Annotated in this window: 19 protein-coding genes and 1 riboswitch; of the genes, 8 read left to right on the top strand and 11 right to left on the bottom strand. The window is 52.2% G+C overall.

Annotated features, from left to right (window positions below):
• Positions 1 to 20: 20 nt before the first annotated feature.
• The 3 genes from FE845_RS15570 to thiC form a co-directional block, all read right to left on the bottom strand.
• Positions 21 to 554 carry a DUF1249 domain-containing protein gene (locus tag FE845_RS15570; protein ID WP_200366646.1) on the bottom strand — a complete coding sequence of 178 codons (534 nt, stop codon included), beginning with the start codon at positions 552 to 554 and terminating at the stop codon, positions 21 to 23.
• A gap of 2 nt (positions 555 to 556) precedes the next feature.
• Positions 557 to 1171 carry an NUDIX domain-containing protein gene (locus FE845_RS15565; RefSeq protein WP_200366644.1) on the bottom strand — a complete coding sequence of 205 codons (615 nt, stop codon included), beginning with the start codon at positions 1169 to 1171 and terminating at the stop codon, positions 557 to 559.
• A gap of 421 nt (positions 1172 to 1592) precedes the next feature.
• Positions 1593 to 3470: a phosphomethylpyrimidine synthase ThiC gene (gene thiC, locus FE845_RS15560; protein WP_200366642.1), complete on the bottom strand. Its 1878-nt coding sequence runs from the start codon at positions 3468 to 3470 to the stop codon at positions 1593 to 1595.
• A 90-nt stretch (positions 3471 to 3560) separates the two neighbouring features.
• Positions 3561 to 3677, bottom strand: a riboswitch (TPP riboswitch).
• A gap of 205 nt (positions 3678 to 3882) precedes the next feature.
• Here thiC and FE845_RS15555 point away from each other — a divergent pair.
• Positions 3883 to 5259 carry a TolC family outer membrane protein gene (locus FE845_RS15555; RefSeq protein ID WP_200366640.1) on the top strand — a complete coding sequence of 459 codons (1377 nt, stop codon included), beginning with the start codon at positions 3883 to 3885 and terminating at the stop codon, positions 5257 to 5259.
• A 69-nt stretch (positions 5260 to 5328) separates the two neighbouring features.
• Here the strand turns inward: FE845_RS15555 and waaA are convergent, their stop codons facing one another.
• On the bottom strand, positions 5329 to 6582 hold the full coding sequence (waaA, locus tag FE845_RS15550) for a lipid IV(A) 3-deoxy-D-manno-octulosonic acid transferase (protein ID WP_200366638.1): 1254 nt from the start codon (positions 6580 to 6582) through the stop codon (positions 5329 to 5331).
• Positions 6583 to 6705: 123 nt separating this feature from the next.
• Here waaA and lpxL point away from each other — a divergent pair, with 123 nt between their 5' ends.
• Genes lpxL through FE845_RS15535 form a run of 3 tightly spaced genes read left to right on the top strand, consistent with a single transcriptional unit; the run spans position 6706 to position 9714 of the window.
• Positions 6706 to 7653: an LpxL/LpxP family Kdo(2)-lipid IV(A) lauroyl/palmitoleoyl acyltransferase gene (gene lpxL, locus FE845_RS15545; protein WP_200366635.1), complete on the top strand. Its 948-nt coding sequence runs from the start codon at positions 6706 to 6708 to the stop codon at positions 7651 to 7653.
• Positions 7640 to 8617 carry a mitochondrial fission ELM1 family protein gene (locus FE845_RS15540; RefSeq protein ID WP_200366633.1) on the top strand — a complete coding sequence of 326 codons (978 nt, stop codon included), beginning with the start codon at positions 7640 to 7642 and terminating at the stop codon, positions 8615 to 8617. Before lpxL ends, FE845_RS15540 begins: the two co-directional genes overlap by 14 nt.
• Entirely contained in the window at positions 8614 to 9714 is a 1101-nt protein-coding gene (locus tag FE845_RS15535) for a glycosyltransferase family 4 protein (RefSeq protein ID WP_200366631.1), read from the top strand. Before FE845_RS15540 ends, FE845_RS15535 begins: the two co-directional genes overlap by 4 nt.
• 23 nt (positions 9715 to 9737) lie before the next feature.
• Here FE845_RS15535 and FE845_RS15530 read toward each other — a convergent pair whose 3' ends face one another.
• A complete protein-coding gene (locus FE845_RS15530; RefSeq protein WP_200366629.1) occupies positions 9738 to 10763 on the bottom strand; it encodes an ELM1/GtrOC1 family putative glycosyltransferase in 1026 nt (341 codons plus the stop codon).
• Positions 10760 to 11782: a glycosyltransferase gene (locus FE845_RS15525; RefSeq protein ID WP_200366627.1), complete on the bottom strand. Its 1023-nt coding sequence runs from the start codon at positions 11780 to 11782 to the stop codon at positions 10760 to 10762. The genes FE845_RS15530 and FE845_RS15525 overlap by 4 nt, the downstream gene beginning before the upstream one ends.
• Positions 11783 to 11909: 127 nt before the next feature.
• Between FE845_RS15525 and FE845_RS15520 the strand changes: the two genes are divergently transcribed.
• From FE845_RS15520 to FE845_RS15510, 3 genes are all read left to right on the top strand, one after another.
• Positions 11910 to 13325, top strand: coding sequence for a mannose-1-phosphate guanylyltransferase/mannose-6-phosphate isomerase (locus FE845_RS15520; protein ID WP_200366625.1), 1416 nt, complete (start codon positions 11910 to 11912; stop codon positions 13323 to 13325).
• Between the two features lie 48 nt (positions 13326 to 13373).
• Positions 13374 to 14273, top strand: a complete 900-nt coding sequence (locus FE845_RS15515; protein ID WP_200366623.1) for a glycosyltransferase family A protein — start codon at positions 13374 to 13376, stop codon at positions 14271 to 14273.
• 96 nt (positions 14274 to 14369) lie between these two features.
• The gene (locus tag FE845_RS15510) at positions 14370 to 15200 is read left to right on the top strand and encodes a glycosyltransferase family 2 protein (RefSeq protein WP_200366621.1); all 831 of its coding nucleotides are present in this window, start codon (positions 14370 to 14372) and stop codon (positions 15198 to 15200) included.
• On the opposite strand, the gene FE845_RS15505 is transcribed toward FE845_RS15510, so the two are convergent.
• Genes FE845_RS15505 through FE845_RS15490 form a run of 4 tightly spaced genes read right to left on the bottom strand, consistent with a single transcriptional unit; the run spans position 15197 to position 19571 of the window.
• On the bottom strand, positions 15197 to 16426 hold the full coding sequence (locus tag FE845_RS15505; RefSeq protein ID WP_200366619.1) for a hypothetical protein: 1230 nt from the start codon (positions 16424 to 16426) through the stop codon (positions 15197 to 15199). The two genes, FE845_RS15510 and FE845_RS15505, sit on opposite strands and share 4 nt — an antisense overlap.
• Positions 16427 to 16468: 42 nt before the next feature.
• Positions 16469 to 17380, bottom strand: a complete 912-nt coding sequence (locus FE845_RS15500) for a glycosyltransferase (RefSeq protein ID WP_200366617.1) — start codon at positions 17378 to 17380, stop codon at positions 16469 to 16471.
• A gap of 7 nt (positions 17381 to 17387) precedes the next feature.
• Complete coding sequence (locus FE845_RS18935; protein WP_200366615.1) at positions 17388 to 18644, bottom strand: O-antigen ligase family protein; 1257 nt, start codon at positions 18642 to 18644, stop codon at positions 17388 to 17390.
• Between the two features lie 18 nt (positions 18645 to 18662).
• Positions 18663 to 19571: a glycosyltransferase family A protein gene (locus FE845_RS15490; RefSeq protein ID WP_200366613.1), complete on the bottom strand. Its 909-nt coding sequence runs from the start codon at positions 19569 to 19571 to the stop codon at positions 18663 to 18665.
• A 204-nt stretch (positions 19572 to 19775) separates the two neighbouring features.
• On the opposite strand from FE845_RS15490, the gene FE845_RS15485 reads away from it, so the two are divergent.
• Positions 19776 to 20654: a lysophospholipid acyltransferase family protein gene (locus tag FE845_RS15485; RefSeq protein WP_200366611.1), complete on the top strand. Its 879-nt coding sequence runs from the start codon at positions 19776 to 19778 to the stop codon at positions 20652 to 20654.
• Here the strand turns inward: FE845_RS15485 and FE845_RS15480 are convergent, their stop codons facing one another.
• Positions 20655 to 21323, bottom strand: coding sequence for a 3-deoxy-D-manno-octulosonic acid kinase (locus FE845_RS15480; RefSeq protein WP_200366609.1), 669 nt, complete (start codon positions 21321 to 21323; stop codon positions 20655 to 20657).
• Position 21324: the final 1 nt, after the last annotated feature.

Here is a 21324-nt window from a genome sequence, read left to right as displayed (position 1 = left end):
TCAGTAGCGGGTAAGCCAGATTAATCAGCGCTCTTTCCCGCACTCTTCTCAGCATTCTCTCCGGCGCTATCTACGGCATTTTCAGCGCCGGTCCAGGCCGCATGTTCAAGAGGCAAGTGGCCGAACCGAAGGCAGTACTCCAACCAATCGGCAAGAAATCCGTTCACTTGAGTTTTTTCATCGGGGTGATGCATAAAACGATTGGGATAATCGTTGACTGGTGTGATTTGTGTATCACGATAGCAGCTAATAACCTCGGCCATCAGCGCATCGTGGTATACCCGAACCGTCATCTGTGGATTGTTAAGCCAGCGACCCTTGTTGTGGATCTGCTCAAGCAGGAGGGTTTCGGTATAGCGGGCGGTTTGCAGCACTTGAATTCGAACGCGCCCTAGGTATTCGTTTTCTCGGTGCAGCTCGATTTCACATACGGGCTCATCGTCTACCCTCAGCTGGCGCAGTCGGTTAAGCCGATGGTAATTGCCCTCACACAAAGCGCCCAGTTGACGCAGGTCTGGCACGTAGCGCTTGGGTTTCATTGCCCATTCGTTCATAACTACCACCCTGCCCGCAACCTTGTACGGTTTAGCTCCAGCCATTGAAGGGCAATAATTGCAGCTGCGTTGTTGATGCGGCCATCGGTAATCATGGCGATGGCGTCGTCTGCAGAAACTACATGAGCTCGTATATCTTCGCTTTCCTCATCCAGACCAAACAAGCCCCCCGCAGACTCGGTACTTACTTTCCCGCAGTACAGGTAGACCATTTCCGTAGTGCCGCCCGGAGAGACCAAGTAATCGCAAATTTTTTCCAACTTGCTAAAGCTGAGACCCGCTTCTTCCTCAGCTTCTCTTTGGGCCACCTCTTCGCTTGTTTCGCCGTCTTCGTTCATTCCGGCGACCAGTTCCAGCAACCAAGGAGATTGCTCGCGCCCGAGTGCGCCGAGGCGAAATTGTTCAAGCAATACAACTTCGTCTCTTTCGGGGTCGTAGGGGAGTACGCAGGTGGCGTCGCCGCGAATGAAGAGTTCGCGGGTAAACTGCGGCATGCTTCGGCCATCAAAGCGCGGGTGTGTCAGCCATAGCTTGTCCATGCGGAAGAAGCCTTGAAAGACGGTTTCGCGCTTTTCGATTTTGACGTCGCTGGCTTTAAACTGGAACGGCTTTGTCATGCTTTGCTCTGTTTGACTTAGGTTTTGCACGATAGCCGGTTGGTGTTGTTTATTGCAAGCCTGCTTTGGGTGGGGCGGCTTGTGACAAGGGCGACTTTCCAAAACACGCTGTGGATACATCCTTGTACGCTTGGCTACGCCATCCATGGCTCCGCACAGTTTTGGAAAGCCGCCCTTGTCACAACCGATTCAACACTGTGCTGTCCGCTCTTAAACAATCAACGAGATCAGCACCCATCAATCACTTTACGCTCTATTTTCCTTCGCGAATTCTGCGCTCGGTGGGAGGCCTGATTCAGGACTGTGCGGAGCCATGGATGGCGGAGCCCAAGCGACACACGGACGTGCCGCAAGGAGCGTGTCCTGAATCAGGCCTCCCACCGGGCGTGTACTCCGCACTCACATGCCTGCGAAACCAGTCTCAGACTTTGTCGTAAAGCTTACTTCCAGACTCCACGAATTCCCGAGACTTCTCTTTCATGCCAGCATCCACTGCTGAAATCTCGTCAATACCATGCTCAGCCGCATAGTCGCGAACTTCTTGGGAGATTTTCATGGAGCAGAATTTCGGGCCGCACATGGAGCAGAAGTGTGCCACTTTGGCGGAGTCCTTCGGCAGGGTTTCATCGTGGAAGGCTCGGGCGGTGTCTGGGTCGAGGCCGAGGTTGAATTGGTCTTCCCAACGGAATTCAAACCGGGCTTTGGAAAGGGCATTGTCGCGTATTTGGGCACCGGGGTGGCCTTTGGCCAAGTCAGCTGCGTGAGCGGCGATTTTGTAGGTGATGATGCCGGTTTTTACGTCATCCTTGTTGGGCAGGCCCAAATGTTCTTTGGGAGTGACGTAGCAAAGCATGGCACAACCGAACCAGCCAATCATGGCAGCGCCAATGCCGGATGTGATGTGGTCGTAGCCCGGGGCTATGTCGGTAACCAAGGGGCCAAGCGTGTAGAAGGGGGCTTCGTCGCAACATTCCAACTGTTTGTCCATGTTCTCCTTTACTAGGTGCATGGGTACGTGGCCGGGGCCTTCGATCATGCATTGAACATCGTGTTTCCAAGCAATTTTTGTGAGCTCACCTAGGGTTTCCAGTTCGCCAAACTGGGCTGCGTCGTTGGCATCGGCTATGGAACCGGGGCGCAGACCGTCGCCGAGGCTGAAGGACACGTCGTAAGCTTTCATGATTTCGCAGATGTCTTCGAAATGCTCGTACAAAAAGCTTTCTTTGTGATGAGCCAAACACCACTTCGCCATGATGGAGCCGCCACGGGAAACAATGCCTGTGGTGCGCTTGGCGGTCATGGGTACGTGGTGCAAGCGCACGCCGGCGTGGATGGTGAAGTAGTCAACGCCCTGCTCTGCTTGCTCGATTAAGGTGTCTCTAAAGATCTCCCAAGTGAGGTCTTCGGCAACGCCGCCTACTTTTTCCAGAGCCTGATAGATGGGTACTGTGCCAATGGGAACCGGTGAGTTTCGAATCAGCCATTCACGGGTTTCGTGAATGTTCTTGCCGGTGGAGAGATCCATGATGGTGTCGGAGCCCCAGCGTATGCCCCATGTGAGCTTTTCCACTTCTTCCTCGATTGATGAGGTAACCGCTGAGTTGCCGATGTTGCCGTTGATTTTCACCAGAAAATTGCGGCCGATGATCATGGGCTCGGATTCGGGATGGTTGATGTTGGCCGGGATAATCGCCCTACCTCGAGCAACTTCACTGCGCACAAACTCGGGGGTGATTTCCTTTGGAATGCTGGCGCCGAAGGATTGGCCGGGATGTTGATCATCTGCCAAGCCCTGCTCCCGAGCTTCCTGTAGTTTCATGTTTTCGCGAATCGCGATGTATTCCATCTCCGGTGTAATAATGCCTTTGCGGGCGTAATGCATCTGGGTAACGTTCTTACCTTCAAGCGCCCGCAGTGGTTTGCGCTCATCCATGAAACGAAGCGGATCAAGCTGTGGGTCTTTCATGCGACGGCGGGTATATTCAGAGGTGTAATCTGGCAAGGGTGCAGTGTCTTCACGCTCTGCTATCCAGGCGGCACGGATGGCGGGAAGGCCTTTGCGAAGGTCGATGGTCGCGTTTGGGTCACTGTAAATACCCGAGGTGTCATACACCATTACCGGCGGGTTCTTTTCCCCGCCCATTTCCGTGGGTGTGTCCTGCACGGTGATTTCCCGCATAGGCACACGTAGATCGGAACGACTACCCTGTACGTATATTTTGCGCGATCCTGGCAACGGCTGTATCGCGGCGGAATCTACGCGGGCGGAATCACTGAGGTAAGTTGGTAGATCTGTCATCATTCGCTCCCGGAACATTGTTTTGGTATTCGGGTCGCGCATGACGGAGAGAGTAGCTCTGCCTTTGTTTCGCAGGCGGCGCTGGCTCTTCGATGGTCTGGTCTCAATCCCTACGCCGGTATTATCCGGATCAGGTCGCGGGTTCTGCGTTGCAATCTCAGCCGGTGGCCTAAACACGTTAGGCCGCCAGCACCCCGTCAAGACGCGAGTCTGTAATGCATAGCACGCAAAGTGAGTGCTGTTTGCAAGTGTAGAGCTGAGCGCAATTATTGTCCATAATGACCGGTCTGTTTAGGCCGGTACGACTTTCCATGCCATTACTGATGCCAGATCCATAATATCTGTAGATATCCGGCATCCCTGTTGAGCGCCTCGAAAGGGCGCAGACGCGCACATGTACTCAGGAGTAACAATGAAAAAACGATTGCTTTCCGGACTTGTTGGCCTCTTGGCGGCACAGCCCGCCCTTTCCTTGGATCTGGTAGAGACCTACGAGAAAGCACTCTCCTACGACTCTGGTATTGCAACAGCGCAGGCCAGATTCGAATCGCAGCAGGCCTCGAGTGATATCAGCCAGAGCGCTTTATTGCCCCAAATTGGCGCCTATGGCGATGCCCAACATATTGATATTGATGGCCCCAACCAAGACAACAGCTATCGCGAGCTAAAATACGGCCTTCAACTGACACAGCCTCTGTTTCGCGCCGACGCCTGGTTTCGCTATGACGCCAGCCAGTTTCAAACAGATTCAGCGCGTGCTCAGTACAATCTGGCCCAACAGCAACTGATTCTTGACGTCGCAACGGCTTACTTTAACGTGTTGCGAGCACAAGATACGGTCATGACCTCCCAGGCCACCGAGGCAGCAATCCAGCGCCAATACGAGCAAGCTCAAGAGCGTTTTGATGTGGGCCTTATTGCGATCACAGAAGTATACGAAGCCCGCGCCAGCTACGACGACAGCCGGAGTTTGCGCATTGCTGCTGAGAACCAAGCTAACATTGCCAAGGAACAGTTGGCCCGGTTGACTGGCGAATACACGAACGAACTGGAAAACCTACGCCAGAACTTCCCTCTTGGCCGTCCGGAGCCCATGGACCCGGCTGCGTGGGAAATGACCGCGCTGGAGCAGAACTGGTCTATTCAGTCTGCCATGTATGAACTGAACGCCAGCGAGGCCGGGCTAAAACAGGCCAAAGCGGGCCACTACCCCACACTGGATCTCAGTGCGTCTTACGGTAAATCCGATGTTCATGGCATCGAGCAAAATCCGCCCACCCTCCAGCGTGATGGCGAAACAACTCAGGGTATTATCGCGCTCAACCTTAAGGTTCCTTTGTACTCGGGCGGCGGTACTCAAGCCGGGGTACGCCAGCAGCGGTCTTTGGTGACCGTGGCGGAGCAGTCGTTGAATACCGTTCGCCGCGACGTGCGTGTTAATACCCGCAGCCTGTTCCTGACGATCAACAACAATATTGAAACAGCTTCAGCTCTGGAGCGCACCATCATCTCCCGCCGCAGCGCACTCGATGCCACTCGTGCGGGTTATGACGTAGGCACCCGGAATATTGTTGAAGTGCTGGATGCGGAACGAGCTTACTACGTGGCGCTGAGAGATTACGCCAACGCACGCTACGACTACGTCATCAACATGCTTCAGCTAAAACAGGCTGCAGGCACACTTAGCCCGAGGGATTTGATTGAACTGAACAACTGGCTTAGCGCCAACGCACCGGGCATTGAGGCTCTCGCCAATGATAAAGAAACCCTGAAGGACCCGACCCTCTAGGTTAATCTTCAGCACTCGGCAAACGAATGAAACAGGGTGTGGAACCCAGCTTCCCCACCCTGCCTTTCATCACACCCTTGCAATGATTCCATCAACAACCCTATCCAGCGCACCCTTGTTCTTGTTGACCACCGAGAGCGCCCGCTGACCACTCGCCTGTCGCTCATCAGCATTGCTGAACAAAGCTGATAAGTGATGAAAGAGTTCATCGCTGTTGCCGACCATGGTCACACCGCCATCGTCAAGGAGCCTTTGATAGATGGTTTCAAAGTTAAACACGTGATGCCCGGAAACCACCGGAATGCCCCAGCCTGCGGGCTCTAAAGGGTTGTGACCGCCGCGCTGAATCAGCGAACCACCAACAAAAGCCACGTCACTGGCACCATAGAGCATCATCAACTCACCCATGGTATCGCCGAGATATACTTGGGCACCTGAGAAATCACCGCCCAACGAGCGCCGCGCCAGAGAGAACTCATTTTGGAGAACCAAATCCGCCACGGATTCAAACCGCTCGGGGTGGCGAGGCACGATGATCAAAAGTGCTTCAGGTTGGTCGCGCAAAAGTTGTTTATGCGCTGCCAACAATTGGGCATCTTCGCCCTCATGGGTGCTGCCAGCAACCCATACAGGTCGGTTAGATAGGGACTGCTTTAACTGCAGTGATTCTTGGCGTACCGCCTCGGGTATATCCACATCAAATTTGACACTGCCAGTAACGGCAACTTTAGAGGCAGCCACCCCTATTCTGCGAAAGCGCTCCGCATCCTTTTCAGCCTGAGCAGCCACCCAACTGATACTGCGCATAATCGGCGCAACCAGTCGCTTAACACGCTCGTAACCCTGTGCAGAACGCTCGGAGAGCCGTGCATTGATAAGGAATACCGGCACGCCTCTGGCGCGGCTTTGGCGAATCATGTTTGGCCATATTTCCGTTTCCATAATGACCAGAATTCTGGGATTAACCCGGTTGAGAAACCGGCGTATCGACCCGGGGGTATCGTAGGGTGCGTAGGCATACTGAACTTGGCTGCCAAACATTTTCATCGCCTGCGTGAGGCCTGTGTCTGTCATGGCTGTCATCAAGACAGTAATATCGGGATTGCGGGTAAGCAGCCGCCGCACCATGGGCGCTGCTGCAATCGTCTCACCCACCGACACAGCATGTACCCAGACAACCGTACCACTGGCCCGAGGCACAAACCCCACACGCTGTTGCCAATTCACCCTTAGCTCCGGCGCCTCTCGGCCTTGCCACCATAAACGCAGAAGAATAAAGGGTAGCGCCAAGCGTATAAGCTGTGAATAAATAAATTGAAGCACGCAGGACCCCCAGAAAACCAAGTGCGATATCATATCGTAAAGCCTAATCATTTGCTTCCGACTCACCCTCCCGGGCAGCATGGGCTAAGCAATAATCCACTGAGCTTGCAGGGCAGATTTCAAGTGACTAAGACATACCGCCGTCAGGCGCGCAATACAGACTACTCAGCCTACCGCCACCCCCGCTGGTGGCCGACCTGGATTGGTATTTTTGTCATGTGGTGTTCAGCACAACTCCCTATTCGCTTTCAGTGGTGGCTAGGCAAATGCATAGGGCTACTGGCGTTGCGGCTAACCAAAAAACGGCGTCACATCGCCGAGGTTAATATACGCCTGTGCTTTCCCGAGCTTCCAAAGGCACAGCAAGAGGCCTTAGTTCGCAACACCTTTATCGCAAACGGCATTGGTGTAATGGAATTGGGAATAGCCTGGTTCCGAAACCCTGCAAAGTTAACAGGTATAACGATAGTTCATGGCAAGGAGCACCTTGATAATGCCCTGGCCGAAGGCAAAGGTGTATTGCTACTCGGTGGCCATTACAGCACTCTGGATTTAGGGGGCAGCCTGGTTACCGAGTACATTGAAGCTGACGTAATGCAGCGGGATCATAATAACCCTCTGATGAATGCCGTTATGACCCGTGCAAGGGAGCGCCGCTATGAGACGGTTCTTGGCGCGCGAGATCTCCGCGGCCTGTTCCGAAGCCTGCGTAATAACCGCACGGTGTGGTATGCCGCAGACCAAGACTACGGTCGCAAAGAGATTGTATTCGCGCCATTTTTTGGAGTGCCAACGGGCACCATTACGGCCACCTCCCGTATTGCTGCACGCAGCCACTGTAAAGTAGTCCCGTTCAGCCACTTCCGGCGGCAGGATAAACCGGGCTATGACATTTACTTCCACCCTCCTCTGGACCCATTTCCCAGCGGCGACGACATGCAGGACGCAACCGAAATCAACCAGATTCTTGAGCGAGAAATCCGCCGCGCACCAGATCAATATCTCTGGATGCACCGCCGCTTCAAGACACGGCCAGACATAAACGACCCGGGCTTTTATGGCGACAAATAACACCTCTGCGGCACCTGTAATATGGTTGCTAACAGACAACAAGCCCGGGCACCGGAATCAGCTAAAAGGTCTGGGTAACCGATTGCGGGTTAAAGCCGGCGCCAGTCTGTTCTGGATTTCAACTCAAGACACCAAGGTTCCACTTTGGCGGGCGTTACTTGCGATTCCCCCTTCGCTGGACCCGTCGCTCCCCCAACCCGATCTGGTTATTGCTGCAGGCTCCGGTACACACAGGCTTTTGCTCTCACTACGAAGGCGCAGAAACGCCAAAACGCTGGTGATTATGAAGCCCAGTTTCCCACGCCAGTGGGTCGATGGCGCCATAATTCCTGCCCATGATGGCGTAGCACAAGACCAGAAAACGCTGATCACCGAAGGCGCCATAAACACCGTAACGCCCCTTGCCAGAATTACTGACAAACCGGAGGCTCTGATATTACTTGGGGGACCATCGACACATTTTGACTGGGACGACGACGTTGTACTTGGGCAAGTGGCGCACCTGATCGGCGAATACCCTGATTGGCGCTGGACGATCACGAGCTCAAGGCGAACACCAGAAGCACTCAAAACAAACATTGATGAGTTTGTAAGCGCCAAGATTACAGTGGTCACCCCTGACCAGACACATGAAAATTGGCTCAACCATCAAATCGCTGCATCCCGTGCCATTTGGGTAACACCGGACAGCATGTCCATGGTGTGTGAGGCAGCAACATCCGGTGTACCAACCGGACTGTTTCAGCTACCAGAACGCTCCGGCAGCCGTGTTGCAAACGGCATATGGGAGTTAGTAAAAGCTGGTTATGTGGCACGCTGGAGTGATCATGCTACGGTAATGGCAGGCAAAACCGGTCAGGAGAAGGCTCTCTGGGAAGCGGATCGGGCTGCCGAGTGGGTGATACAACGCTGGCTTGCACCAGATATCCGAAAGCGATCAAAATCAAAGAGGGAGAGCACTTGAGAATCCTTCAGGCACTGCCAGCCCTCCACAGTGGCGGAGTAGAAAGAGGCACCGTAGAGTTTGCTGCGGACCTTGTACGGCACGGCCACGAGTCCTATGTTGTTTCTAATGGCGGCCCTCTGGCGAAGCGCCTTGAGGAGCAAGGCTCAACTCATATTGAAATGCCCATTCACCGTAAGTCGCCAGCATCGCTCGGGCAAATCCGCCCCATGCGTACCCTGATTCAGGAGTTGCAGCCAGACATTATTCACGTGCGTTCACGCATGCCGGCCTGGATTGTGCGCCTTGCATGGAAGGGGTTACCCGTGCGTCAGCGGCCAGCCATTGTTTCAACCTTTCACGGCATGTACTCCGTTAATCCGTACAGCGCCATCATGGCAAAATCCGATCAGGTGATTGCAGTATCCAACTGCGTGCGGAACTACATCATCCAAAACTATCAGGTTCCAGAGCAAAAACTGACGGTCATTCAGCGCGGTGTGGATGTGGATTATTTCCAGCGCAGAGCGTTGAGCGAGGCATGGCGTCAGGCTTTGATAACGAAGTTTCCGGAACTTGAAAACAAACGCATTCTGATGATGCCAGGGCGTATTTCGCGGTGGAAAGGCCAATTGCAGTTTCTTGAAGCCATGCAAGAGATCACCCGCAAAAATGCAGATTGCCACGGCATTATTGTGGGCGGAGCGGAACCGGGCAAAGAGCGCTTTATGCAGGAGCTTGAGCGACATAGAGAGAAGCTTGGGCTTGCCAACAAGGTAACGTTTCTGGGGCAGAGAGACGACATGGCAGAGCTATACCTCTTTGCCGATCTGGTGTGCCACATGTCCACCAAGCCGGAACCTTTCGGCCGCACAGTGACAGAAGCCCTGTCCTCCGGAACACCGGTGGTTGCCTTTAACCGAGGCGGCGCCGCAGAAACATTACAAGCCTGTTTTCGCGACGGGTTGGTAACACCGGATGATACCCGTGAGTTCGCACAGGTAGCCCTCAAACTGTTACAGGGCAGAACTCCAGCAATTGACATTCCATACCGTTTTCGGCTTCAGGCGCAAACCGAGTCTACGCTCGATATATACCAGAGATTGATACAGCAATAGCCTGATAAAGAGCGAGCCTGCAGTTACCGAAAGCGTTGCAGGGAGGGGATCAGTTTTTCTAATTGGGAAAGCACCCGATCACCGGCGCGATCGTCTTTATTGGTGTTACTTGGCAGACGAGGCACACATGAGCCCAACTGGTGCAGGTTACAGTATCCCGCCTCCTGAAAGCGCAGAAGCGCTTGACGGTGACGCTCGCTTGGCTTTGCATTGTCTGGCTCCAAAACAACGGTTGGCTTTTGGCTCGCAATTGCCTCATTAACCATCATCATACTGTCCCCCGTGACAAACACGGCATCCGCCGCGCCAAGGTAGCTGCTCATTACTTTTTTCGGTTCATTGCCCCACCAAACGGAGTCTGCCAACACTGACTGTGGCAATGCCTTTCTCAGCAACTGCTCACCTGTATTACCCGTGCGCCGCGAGGTCGTAACAAGCCACCGGCAATCGTCTCGCCCAGATAAATCCGCGACAAGCTCACCAAGTTGCCGCCATGTAGCTTCCTCATAAATAAAACCTGAACCATCACCACCAACAATAAGACTATAGAGTGGTTGTTGTGCCTGCAGTTGCAAACTCGCTCGCAATACACAGCCCTCACGGCTTTGCTCGCTTAGATTGGTTCCCGTTGGAACCAGATCCATAACGATATTGTGCGGCTCTCCAGTCGGCTCAAGGGTTAGGTGTGCTGCAAAGTCATCTGAATGCAGCCTACGGCTTGAACCCAAAAACACATTCGGCACAGACCACTTTCGTGCCAAGGCAATATTCAAAAACGAAGTATTCCCGCCCGCAGAGATGATCAGATCCGGCGGTGTGCCATCAAGGCCATGTGTACGATAAAAAGCCTTGCCAACATTGGCGCCTATGCCACGCACTTTGAGCGCATAAGGCAACAAAACACGAGCCGCTGGCCTCGCACGTAAACTGACCGCTTGCTCAGAGCAAACTAACTCGTATCGCTTCGACAACCAATGCACCAAGCCCCGCGCTTGATTAACATGGCCGGGAACGCCATCCGATAAAATCAGCACCTTCAATTTGGTCACTTACGGCCCATTACCTCCTGATAAATATTGAACGTTTCGGCAACCATATTATCGACCGTTAACGCCTGACGAGCCCAATCAAACAGTGTAGCCTGATCCTGCTTAGCCCTTTCAAGGTTTTGTGTCAGCCAGCTCAAACTATCTCTAAGCGCGTCAACATTATCGCATTCAACTAAATACTCAGGTGGCAGCACCTCCTCAGCACCAGGCACCCTTGTAGATAGCACGGGTAGGCTACTCAACAACGCCTCTGCCAACGCATAACTAAACCCTTCGCGATGGGAGGCGAACACAAGCAAGTCCGCAACCTGCATCATTGCCCGAACATCAGAGCGAAAGCCCGCCAGCTTCACGCACTGTTCCAAGCCCCTTTTGCGAATCATGCTTTCCAGCGTGGGTCTTTCAGCCCCCTCTCCAACAATAATTAATTGCCCATGGCGGGGCTGCCAGGCTGAAATCAGATTATCAAAGGCCTTGGTAGGTACCAACCGACCGACTGACAGGGTTATTGGAAGATGTGGGTTCAAGTCGAAAGTTTGCGCAAAAGCGGATCGGTCAACCGCCTGCTCGGAATAAGGTTTCATACCGTTATAAACAACCCGCACATCAGGGTGTGTAAGATTGGAAACCACACCCCTACTGACACCTATCACTGTTTGCATCCTGGCAAACATTCCAGTCGAACGCTTACTATTATGAATAGTCCCTACGCGATATCCGGGAACTACGGCCCTAATCTGTGCCAGCATTTCAACCGCTTTGTTAGCTTGGGCATGAACGATATCCGGAGCTTCTTGTCGTAAAATCCAAGCAAGATGCGCTAACAATAGCGGGTTACGGCGCCCTCCACTCAGATCGAGCGGGATATGCCTCACAGACGACTCGAAGCGGCTACGGTATTTTTTATGACCTATGGCGACCAGATGACAGCCAGCGCCCGCCAAGCCGTTACTAAGCTCACCGAAATGGCTCTCAAGACCACCGTCTCCATCTCCGGCCATGACCTGACATACTTTCATCAACAACCTCTTTGTATTAGTCAGGAGAATTGGCGCAACCCCTAACTGCCAGACAGAGCAGCCTGTGTTAATATTCCGCCCTTCGAAGATGCCAATGCTGACTGAAAGCTACACTTGGAGCAATTGCATGATCTATCCCGTCATTATGGCTGGCGGCACCGGCTCGCGACTTTGGCCGCTGTCACGGCAACTTAACCCCAAACAGTTTCTCAAGCTGGCCGACGGCCCGCTTTCGATGCTGCAGAGCACTGTGGCTAGACTTGACGGAATAGACGCTCGAAAGCCACTGCTGATCTGCAATGAGGAACATCGCTTTTTGGCGGCAGAGCAAATGCGACAGTCCGGGCTTGAAGACAGCTGCATTATTCTTGAGCCTTGCGGTCGTAACACCGCGCCTGCCATCGCGCTGGCAGCACTGCGCCTGTGCGAAAGCAGCGATAGCGATGACCCGCTGATGCTGGTACTTGCCGCTGACCATCTCATCAAGAATGTAGAGGCTTTTCAACAAGGCGTCACAAAAGCGATACCTTTAGCCAAAGAAGGCAAGCTTGTGACCTTTGGAATTGTTCCCCATCAACCGGAAACCGGTTACGGATACATACACCGCGGCAACGAAATTTCTGCCGATTGCTACTCCGTTGATGGCTTTGTGGAAAAGCCAGACAGTCAAACGGCAAAAGCCTATCTTGAATCGGGAGAATACCTCTGGAACAGCGGCATGTTTATGTTTGGTGCCCGGCAATACCTGAACGAGCTTGAGTTGCACCGCCCGGATATTCTCAAAGCCTGCCGCGCAGCCATGGCAGAGACCGATGAAGACCTCCACTTTATACGGATAAACTCTGAGCTGTTCGCCAGCTGCCCCTCCGAATCCGTCGACTACGCCGTTATGGAAAAAACCGATCACGCTGCGGTTGTTTCTCTTGACGCTGGGTGGAGCGATATAGGTTCCTGGTCCGCTCTTTGGGAAGTTAGCGATAAAGACGCTGATGGCAATAGCCTGAGCGGTGACGTGATAGCTCTCCAAGCCAGCAACACCCTTGTGCGTGCAGACAGTAGGCTCGTCGCAACGATTGGTGTCGATGATCTCGTTATCATCGAAACCAAAGACGCGGTTCTTGTTGCTCGCAAAGATAAGGTTCAGGAAGTAAAAGCAGTGGTCGAGCAAATTCGCAATGATGGCCGGCACGAACATATGAACCACCGTGAGGTGTATCGCCCCTGGGGCGTTTATGACTCCATAGACAGTGGCCACCGTTATCAGGTCAAGCGAATCACTGTGAAGCCTGGCGCCAAGCTTTCCGTGCAGATGCATCATCATCGCGCTGAACACTGGATTGTCGTCAGCGGCACTGCAAAGGTAACAAACGGAGAAAAAACCTACTTGGTCACTGAAAATCAGTCCACTTATATCCCGATAGGGCAGGTGCATTCTTTGGAAAACCCGGGGGTTATCGATTTAGAGCTAATTGAAGTGCAGTCCGGCTCCTATCTCGGTGAGGATGATATTGTCCGGTATGAAGACCGATACGGCAGAAAGTAAGGCTTTAAGTCTGCCGAACAAAGAGACCAAACAACCTAAGGGGTCGCAATGATCTTCTGCATCTTTTCTTTCAATAGGGGCCAGTTCCTAGAAAACTGCATCCGCTCCATTGAGAGTTGCGCCCCAGGCCACCCCATCACGATTTTTGATGACAACAGCAACGACCCCGAAACAATACGAGTACTCGAAAAACATAGTAAGACGCACGACGTCATTCAACCCGATCAAAATGCAAAGTCGCGTCATCACCTTGGGGGGCTCTATGGCAACATGCAGCTGGCTTTCGAAAAATTTCGCCATGCTGACTTAGTCTGTTACCTGCAAGATGACACTCAAATGGTGCGACCATTGGGTGACGACGACTTTGCAAAAATCGAACACGCTTTTACCGCAGACCCTTCGCTCGCCTTTATAAGCCCATGCTTTATTCGCGGAATTAATTTTACTAAAAACGCCAAATACTCCTATAACTCTGGGCTTGGGCTCTATTTCAAGGAATCCACACCGCGCAGTTCGGGCGCCTACTTTTCCGCACTGCTTATAATGAAGCCCCAACGTTTAGCATCCGCCAAATGGACATTTTCTCGCTCAGAACCAGAAAACAATAAAGTGGCGGCCAAAGCTTTTACGCTAATGGGATACCTTCATGCCCCGTTTGCCATGTGGCTGCCTGAGGTGCCCGCATATCGCGGCAAGAAAAAGACGATCGGTTTAAAGCTTGCTGAAAAAAAGAGAAACTGCGGTTACTATCCGTTTGCACTGATGACAGAACAGGAAAGCACGTCTCTTAAACATAGAGACAGTCACAAGCTACCTGTTGCAGAAGACTTTCTGCGTTGTGAAGGTTTTGAACCACCAAAACCATGGGCCTATAATCCGCTGGCGAATACCGGGTGGTTGAAACCCCTAAATCAGCTTGAGGTGAGCGTCCGTCGTTTATTAAAGTAACACAGGCATTCCACGAGCAATCCCGAAGTTGTATTACCCCTGACTCAAGGGTCGCCTTTGGCCTCGGAGTCAAAGATTACTTACAGGACTGACACCATGAAGCTTTCTGTCATTATGACCACTTACAATTCGCCAGAGTGGCTTGAAAAAGTTCTGTGGGGATACAGCGTCCAGTCCCATGAAGACTTCGAGATGATCATTGGAGACGACGGATCTACAAAGGAGACCCGAGAGGTTATCGACCGCATTCGTGACGAAACCGGCATGAAGATTAAACACGTATGGCAGGAAGACATGGGCTTTCGGAAGTGTCGAATCCTGAATAAGTCTATCTTAGAGGTTGAGTCAGAGTATGTCGTCTTTACTGACGGCGACTGCATACCCCGCAAAGACTTCCTAGACGTTCATGCCCGGGAAGCAGAGCCTAATAAATACCTTTCTGGCGGTTATCATAAGCTCCCCATGAGCACCAGCAAAGCCATTACGAAAGACGACATCATCAGTGGGCGCTGCTTTGATCTCAAATGGCTAAAAGCCAACGGTCTTAAATCCAGCTATAAAAACAGCAAGCTCACAGCGACCCCTCTCAAGGCAAAGATTTTTAACGCCCTCACGCCGACAGCCTGTAACTTTAAAGGCTCCAATGGCTCTGCCTGGCTCAAGGACGTTTTGGCGGTGAACGGCTTTGACGAAAGAATGCCTTGGGGCGGACTTGATCGTGAGTTTGGCGTAAGGCTCACTAATATTGGCATCAAGCCCAAACACGTCCGTTATAACGCTATTGTTATCCATTTAGACCATAAACGGGGGTATAAAGATCCAGAGCTTGTCGCAGCTAATAAGGCTTTGCGTGTGGATTCCGAAAAGCAAGGAATTACACGCACCACTCACGGGATAGAGCAACTTTCACGCCCCGCACAGCGTTAAGAACGGGGGCGGGACGACATCAAGTTTTGGCAAAGTTGGTGAAAGTTATCGGCAATCTCGTCACGCTGATAGCCTTTAAGCGTGTCAAAATTACCTGCGAGTTGCTCATAGATCCCATCATTCACCCAGCGGACCAGCATTTGAGATAAAGACGCCTGAGTTGGCTCAAAATACTCGGCAACCCCGTTGAGAGCGCCCTTCATTTGATAGCCAGAAACAACCAGCGACGGTTTTCTGTAGAGCAGCACATCAACATCAATCCCAGACGCCTTACTTTTTCCGTATACCTCGTGATACTTCCGAAAGTGAGTATCAACTTGGATAGGCGCAAGCAGAAAGTCGATACTCTTAACTTTTTCTTCAAACACCTCGGCTGGCACGTAGCTTTCGCTATAGTCCAAAGAGAACATCTGGCCTTCCAGAGATTTGAACTTCGCAAGAATCGACTGCGCTTGCTTATCGGCAGCCTTTCCAAGCAAAACAAGCCGAACCGGCTTATTGAGCTGATTCAAACACGCTTTGAGAGCGCTGAACACTAAATCAAAGTCCTTCTTCGCATTCGTCACCTTTCCTGTGATCGCGATTCGAACCTCTTGATCACTTTTCGGTAGGCTCGGATGCTTTGTACCAAGAAATCCAAATGGCAACACCGGAGGTAAAACCCGGGAGGCAGGTAGCCATTTATTTTTCAGTACATAATCGGTGATGGCTTGATTGGGAAACATGAAGTAATCAATTTTTCGGAATAGCCTATTTTTTGCGCGCCACTCCCCGCCAACCAACACTTTTCGAATCAGGTGAGAGAGGATGCCAAAGATGTTCACAATTGGCTTGTGGAAATGTCCCCAGGGGGCAAAATCGCAATGTGCATTATGCACCCTGACCATTGAGGGCGCTGCGGACTCGATTTGAGCCAGCTCATCCCAGTAGTGGCGAATCGTGTTGAAGTATAGAATATCCGCAGACTCAAAAACGGCTTTCATTCGGCGGATAAATACATCAACTGACTCATCAGGCTTTTTCAGGTGTGCAGTGAAAACGGAACCGCTGTTGGCGTCCAACCCTGCATCTTCAAAAATTTTCGGCAGTGTCACAATCGAAATCTTGAAAAGGCCGTTTCCCAGAACCTCAACAATATTCCGAATCAGCTCACTGTGGTGGTGCAGCTCGACCACAACAAGATGAATGACCGGCTTCACTTTGTCATCCAATGCAACTTGATTCATAAGGTTCTAACCAGTCCAATTCGGCAGAGAGCCGCCAGCATTTTATAGCTTGAATAAACGCCTAAGGGCCAACTCTAAGCTATTCAGTTTTTTGAGCCAGCGACTCCCTTGCATGGGATAGTATCCCCAAGGCGTTGGCAGGTTGCTATTCGTACACTCCAGAAAATCTTCTGCAATAGGCAGCACATCAGACGACCGGGTATTTAAGTTACGGACCTCCTGCTCGCTCATAATCTTATAGGGGTACAGGCCGCAGCCTCTTGCCCTTTCTGCCAACTTCAACGCTAGGGTCTTACGCTTTCCGCGGTATGCGGGCACCTCTGGTAGCCACATTGCGAACGGCGAAAACAGGTGGCCTATCCGCTCGAAATGCTGTCTCGCCTGCTGGTCGTTCTCGGGTTCATTTCTACGAAACAACCAGCCTTTATCCAACAATCTAGAAGGGCGAACAATCAGAATAGCTGAGAAATACTGGCCTGCGCTCTGCCCCGTATCGCTGCGGCGATAGGCCGCTAAATCGGGATTGAAATCCAACGTTGAGACGTCCCGCTCTCGATTTATCCCTTTCAAGAAACAAGGATGAAGAAATGCAAGGTTTGGATTTTCATCAAACGTGCGATCAAACCCTGCTATTTCATCGCTAGCAAGAGGCCGGACAATTTGCATGTCATCTTGCAAAAAACAAACAAGGCTGCGGTCGGCCGCATACTCCAGCGCCGACTGCATATTGCCATACAAGCCCCCTAGCTTGTGCGTGGATTGGTTTCCAGGCTGCAGCACTTCATGCTTATCAGCGAATCGGGCGAGCACCTCGCGGGTATAGTCGTCGTAGCTTTCGTCATCAAAAATCGCAATATCCGCATCCGGTACGCACTGCTCGATTGTACTTATGCAGTGCTCTAAAAACCGGCCGCGATTGAATGAAAAAACACAGAATAGAAGCCTAGTATTCATAGATAACCTATCGATCAGTGGGCTCGGGAGGAACTTTGCTCCAGAACCAAACGAAGGCCACTGGAAACCAAAAAAACAACCACAGCATTTTTATTGACGAGATAACGCCCTGTGAAACAGTCAATGTGAGAATAAACACCAACCCAAGTATGCCCACTAAGCGCACCTTTTCCTGACTCGCCAGCGCTGAACTGTATACAGCCTTAAATAGCAGCACGGCCATTAGAATGAGGAACAGCACACCAATAATCCCTGTTTCTACTAGCGTACCCACATACACACTGTGAGGGTGAAAAACGGGGATGCCATTGGGTTTCCAAAACGCCTCCACTGCAGGGACGTACTGACTTTCTGTTCCCAGCCCGAATCCAAATAACCAAGAGTCCGGCGGATAGTCTATATACCCCCTCCAAATTTCTAGCCGATAAGAGGTTCCTCTAGCCATCAATTGATCCATTAACGACTCGGGGCCATAGGTGATTACTACCGCACCAACTACCATGGCTATAGCGATAACCGAAATAATGAAGCTCCTGAGCCTAACGCCAGAGTGCAGCTCAACGATGGCTATAAATGGCAAATAAGCTAGCATCGCAACGATGGGACCACGACTCTCGGAGAGCAGCACGGCCACTGCGACGAGAGCCAAGGTAAGCAACAGCAGAAGGCGGTCTCTTATTGCTGTTGGCGCGACTTGCTTGGCCAGAACAAAGTGCGCAATCGCCAGAAACACGATAAACACGGCGCCAGCATGGATAGGATTATGCAAGCCGCCAAAGCCCGTCAGTCGACCTTGCATGTCATCCAAAAGTACAAACTTCAAAATTCCGGCTAATGCAGCGCAACATGTAATAACCAAAAGATATTTGGCCCACCACACGGGGCGGCGCATTACATCGGGCAGCCATGCCCAAAGAGCAAGAAGACCAAATGCCGCCTCGATAGACCATCGCAGGGCTCGAAAATGTCCATCAATCGGACCAAGCCCAATAAAAAATGTAGTTATCCCTGCGTAAACGAAAAAGCACAACGCCACGTTTAAGAGGGAATCAACTCCCGCAAAGCTAAGCCTTTTCGAAAACAGTAACACCAGCACAGCTGGCGCGATTATGCCGTGGAAAAAGACCTTGTAGAGTTCTTGATGCGGCCCCAACACAGCGAGAAAGAGCCAAACAGCCATCAAAACAGGGAATTTAGACGCCACTCGGGCAGAGAAAGAAGCTGACGCTACCCCTGCCTTACCTGTTGATCCCGACGCGTTCACTCTGGCACTCCTTCAAAGCTAGTCATTCGCCGAAACGCTTCCCTGCTTTTTATCTCGTCTTTGCGACTGCCACACCCGCAACCATGTTCTAAACTTGCTTCGAGTCTCGTTACCACTGTAACGCCCTTTCGCAACATGCCGAATTCGAAAAACACCGGGAACTGAAATGGGCTCGCCCTGACTACGCAGCAGCCAACGAAATGCCCGGTCTTCATGGCATTTTGCAAAGCTCTCTACAGGCTGCTGATAAAGACCTATATTTTGGCAATACCCCACAGCCCTACACACGTCGCCGTGGGCAATCTGAAGCGGCCCGGTAGCTTTGGATATTTGCCGCGAGGTAAAGGATGTGGTGTCAATATCCAGCACCTGCGGCTCCGTTGAGCCCGCCTGAAGCATAGGGTTGTTTTCAGCCAACAAGTCCGTTGTGCGCTCAACGGCTGGGAATAATAGTGCTTCTTGCCTGCCTTGTAGTGTCTCAGCCAAAACATCGAGGCAATCGTCGCGAAACATCAGGTCACAGTCCGTAAACCAAACCCAGTCAGCCTTTGTGGCGAGTGCAGCCCGATTGCGACCAATAGCGCGACGAAAAAGCTGTTGTTTTGGCACTGGTTGCCAGTTCCAAGTAACGCCAGGAACGCTCTGCCGGCCAAAAAAATCCAATAACGCCTTGGTTTTTACATCGTCTGGGCTGTAAAAAACGGTCATGGTTACATCAAGCTTTTGGGGCGGAAAAAGCACAACAGAACTGAGTTGGTACACCAGAAAGTGCGAGTAGTTCCAGCAATGACTGACAACTTCCAGCTTTAGGTGGCCATTACGAGCGGCTCGATCATTTTCTGGAGGCAGGTTTGGCTCAAACCATCTGGGCGGTATCCAGCCACCTGCCGCAAATCGGAAAAAAGCCAATTGGATTAGATTCCACATAGTTGTTGCCCGTGCCACGTCTGGTTCTTGCGCCCGGCAGCAGGGATGACCTCTCACTGGGCGACAGTTCGAAAAGCGAGAAATTCTATCACGGAGCCACATCAAAAACAGAAAACCCTAGATTAACTGCGTGGCCATCGGCTTGTGCGGGCCAGATGACAATGGTACTTTTCCGCTTTGCACTCTGCTGATTGGATTTCTCCTGTGTCCGCCAAACTCATTGCTCTGGCTTTCCGCTTACTATCCCTTCTTAGCCTACGTTGGGCACAACACATCGGCCGCTTTCTCGGGGGCGTAGTGTGGTCACTCGGTGGGCGCTCTGTAGAAACCACGCGCAAAAACCTTAGTGCCTGCTATCCGCATTTAACAGCCTCAGAACGCGAAGAGTTGGGCAGACAGAGCCTCCAAGAAACCGGAGCAACAGCGATGGAGATTCCGTTGATGTGGGAGTGGCCCGTTGAACGGTGCTTAGGTTTGATCAAAGAAATTGAGGGTGAAGAACTGCTTGATGACTACAAAGCTGACGGCAAAGGGTTGCTCCTTCTAGCACCGCATTTGGGCAACTGGGAACTGGCAGGGCTATTCTTCGCTTCCCGCTACAAGATGGCCGCGTTATATAGCCCACCAAACCGCCCGGAGTTTGAAACCTACATTAAAAACGTCCGCAGCCGCAGCGGCTCCGAGCTGGTTGCAACCGATCGGCGGGGCATTATGCGCCTTCTAGCCATATTACGCGGCGGGGGCGTGGTAGGCGTGCTGCCCGACCAAACCCCAAGACAAGAAGGCGGTGAGTTTGCGCCGTTTTTCGGCATTCCTGCGGTCACGATGACGCTCGCCTCAAAGCTGATCCACAAAACGGACGCGCACCCGCTGATCACCTTTGCCCAACGGCTGCCCAACGGCGAGGGATTCAAAATTGTTATAAAGCGAGCAGATGACGGCATGATCTCTAAAGATATGTCTGAATCGCTCAAGGCACTGAATCGCTCGGTAGAGCACTGTATTGAATTGGCTCCGGCCCAATACCAGTGGGAGTACAAGCGTTTTCGTAGAACAGCGCCCGGCGAAACACCCGTATACTGATCAGGCCCTGCGGTAACCCGTCATAAATTCCTGCCAGAACTGATCACGCACGTTGCTGTCCAGTTGACCTAGGCACTTCTTCACTGAACGTTCAAGACGGCGGATATTGCCTTTCTTCCAACGCTCTCCCGCGTGTTCAGGCATTATGCGGCCTCGGTCAAAATCAATCAGGTACACCTGATCTGCAACCAGTATATTCATGCAGTTAAGGTCGGCGTGGTACACACCTGCGTTGTGAAAGTTGCGCACACAGCTTCCTGCCGCGCGCCAGATTTCTCCGCTACTAGAGGTGCCGACACATTCTGCAATAGGCTTCGCATCGGGAATCCGGCGCACAATTAAAGACGCGGTGTAGAGCAGAGGCCCACGCAAACGATAGCCTGCCGCGAGGGGCTCAGGAACAGGCAAACCTTGCTTGAAGAGATGATTTAACAATCGGAATTCAGCGACTGACCGAACAGCTTCCTCACGAGTAAACACGTAACCTCGTCGGATAAAGCGCCCGGGTAGCCCACCACGGCAAAAGTGGCGCAAGACAAGCTCACCACAAGGCGCGTGAATAAACCACGCGGCGCCTCGACCACCCTGAGTAATTAAAACCGCCTGCTCACCCCAGAACTCCGGATCAAACCATTCTTCCCGGAAGTGTTCTTTGGCTGCGAGGGACACC

This window comes from Marinobacter sp. 1-4A (assembly GCF_016597725.1).
In the GTDB taxonomy this organism is placed as follows: domain Bacteria; phylum Pseudomonadota; class Gammaproteobacteria; order Pseudomonadales; family Oleiphilaceae; genus Marinobacter.
The sequence above is the reverse complement of the archived record's forward strand: the minus strand, read 5'-3'. Positions and strand labels throughout refer to the sequence as shown.

Coding starts and splice junctions, on each gene's coding strand:
- FE845_RS15570 (WP_200366646.1), bottom strand. CDS start 554: ATGAACGAATGGGCAATGAAACCCAAGCGCTACGTGCCAGACCTGCGT.
- FE845_RS15565 (WP_200366644.1), bottom strand. CDS start 1,171: ATGACAAAGCCGTTCCAGTTTAAAGCCAGCGACGTCAAAATCGAAAAG.
- thiC (WP_200366642.1), bottom strand. CDS start 3,470: ATGACAGATCTACCAACTTACCTCAGTGATTCCGCCCGCGTAGATTCC.
- FE845_RS15555 (WP_200366640.1), top strand. CDS start 3,883: ATGAAAAAACGATTGCTTTCCGGACTTGTTGGCCTCTTGGCGGCACAG.
- FE845_RS15540 (WP_200366633.1), top strand. CDS start 7,640: ATGGCGACAAATAACACCTCTGCGGCACCTGTAATATGGTTGCTAACA.
- FE845_RS15525 (WP_200366627.1), bottom strand. CDS start 11,782: ATGAAAGTATGTCAGGTCATGGCCGGAGATGGAGACGGTGGTCTTGAG.
- FE845_RS15520 (WP_200366625.1), top strand. CDS start 11,910: ATGATCTATCCCGTCATTATGGCTGGCGGCACCGGCTCGCGACTTTGG.
- FE845_RS15515 (WP_200366623.1), top strand. CDS start 13,374: ATGATCTTCTGCATCTTTTCTTTCAATAGGGGCCAGTTCCTAGAAAAC.
- FE845_RS15510 (WP_200366621.1), top strand. CDS start 14,370: ATGAAGCTTTCTGTCATTATGACCACTTACAATTCGCCAGAGTGGCTT.
- FE845_RS15505 (WP_200366619.1), bottom strand. CDS start 16,426: ATGAATCAAGTTGCATTGGATGACAAAGTGAAGCCGGTCATTCATCTT.
- FE845_RS15500 (WP_200366617.1), bottom strand. CDS start 17,380: ATGAATACTAGGCTTCTATTCTGTGTTTTTTCATTCAATCGCGGCCGG.
- FE845_RS15490 (WP_200366613.1), bottom strand. CDS start 19,571: ATGTGGAATCTAATCCAATTGGCTTTTTTCCGATTTGCGGCAGGTGGC.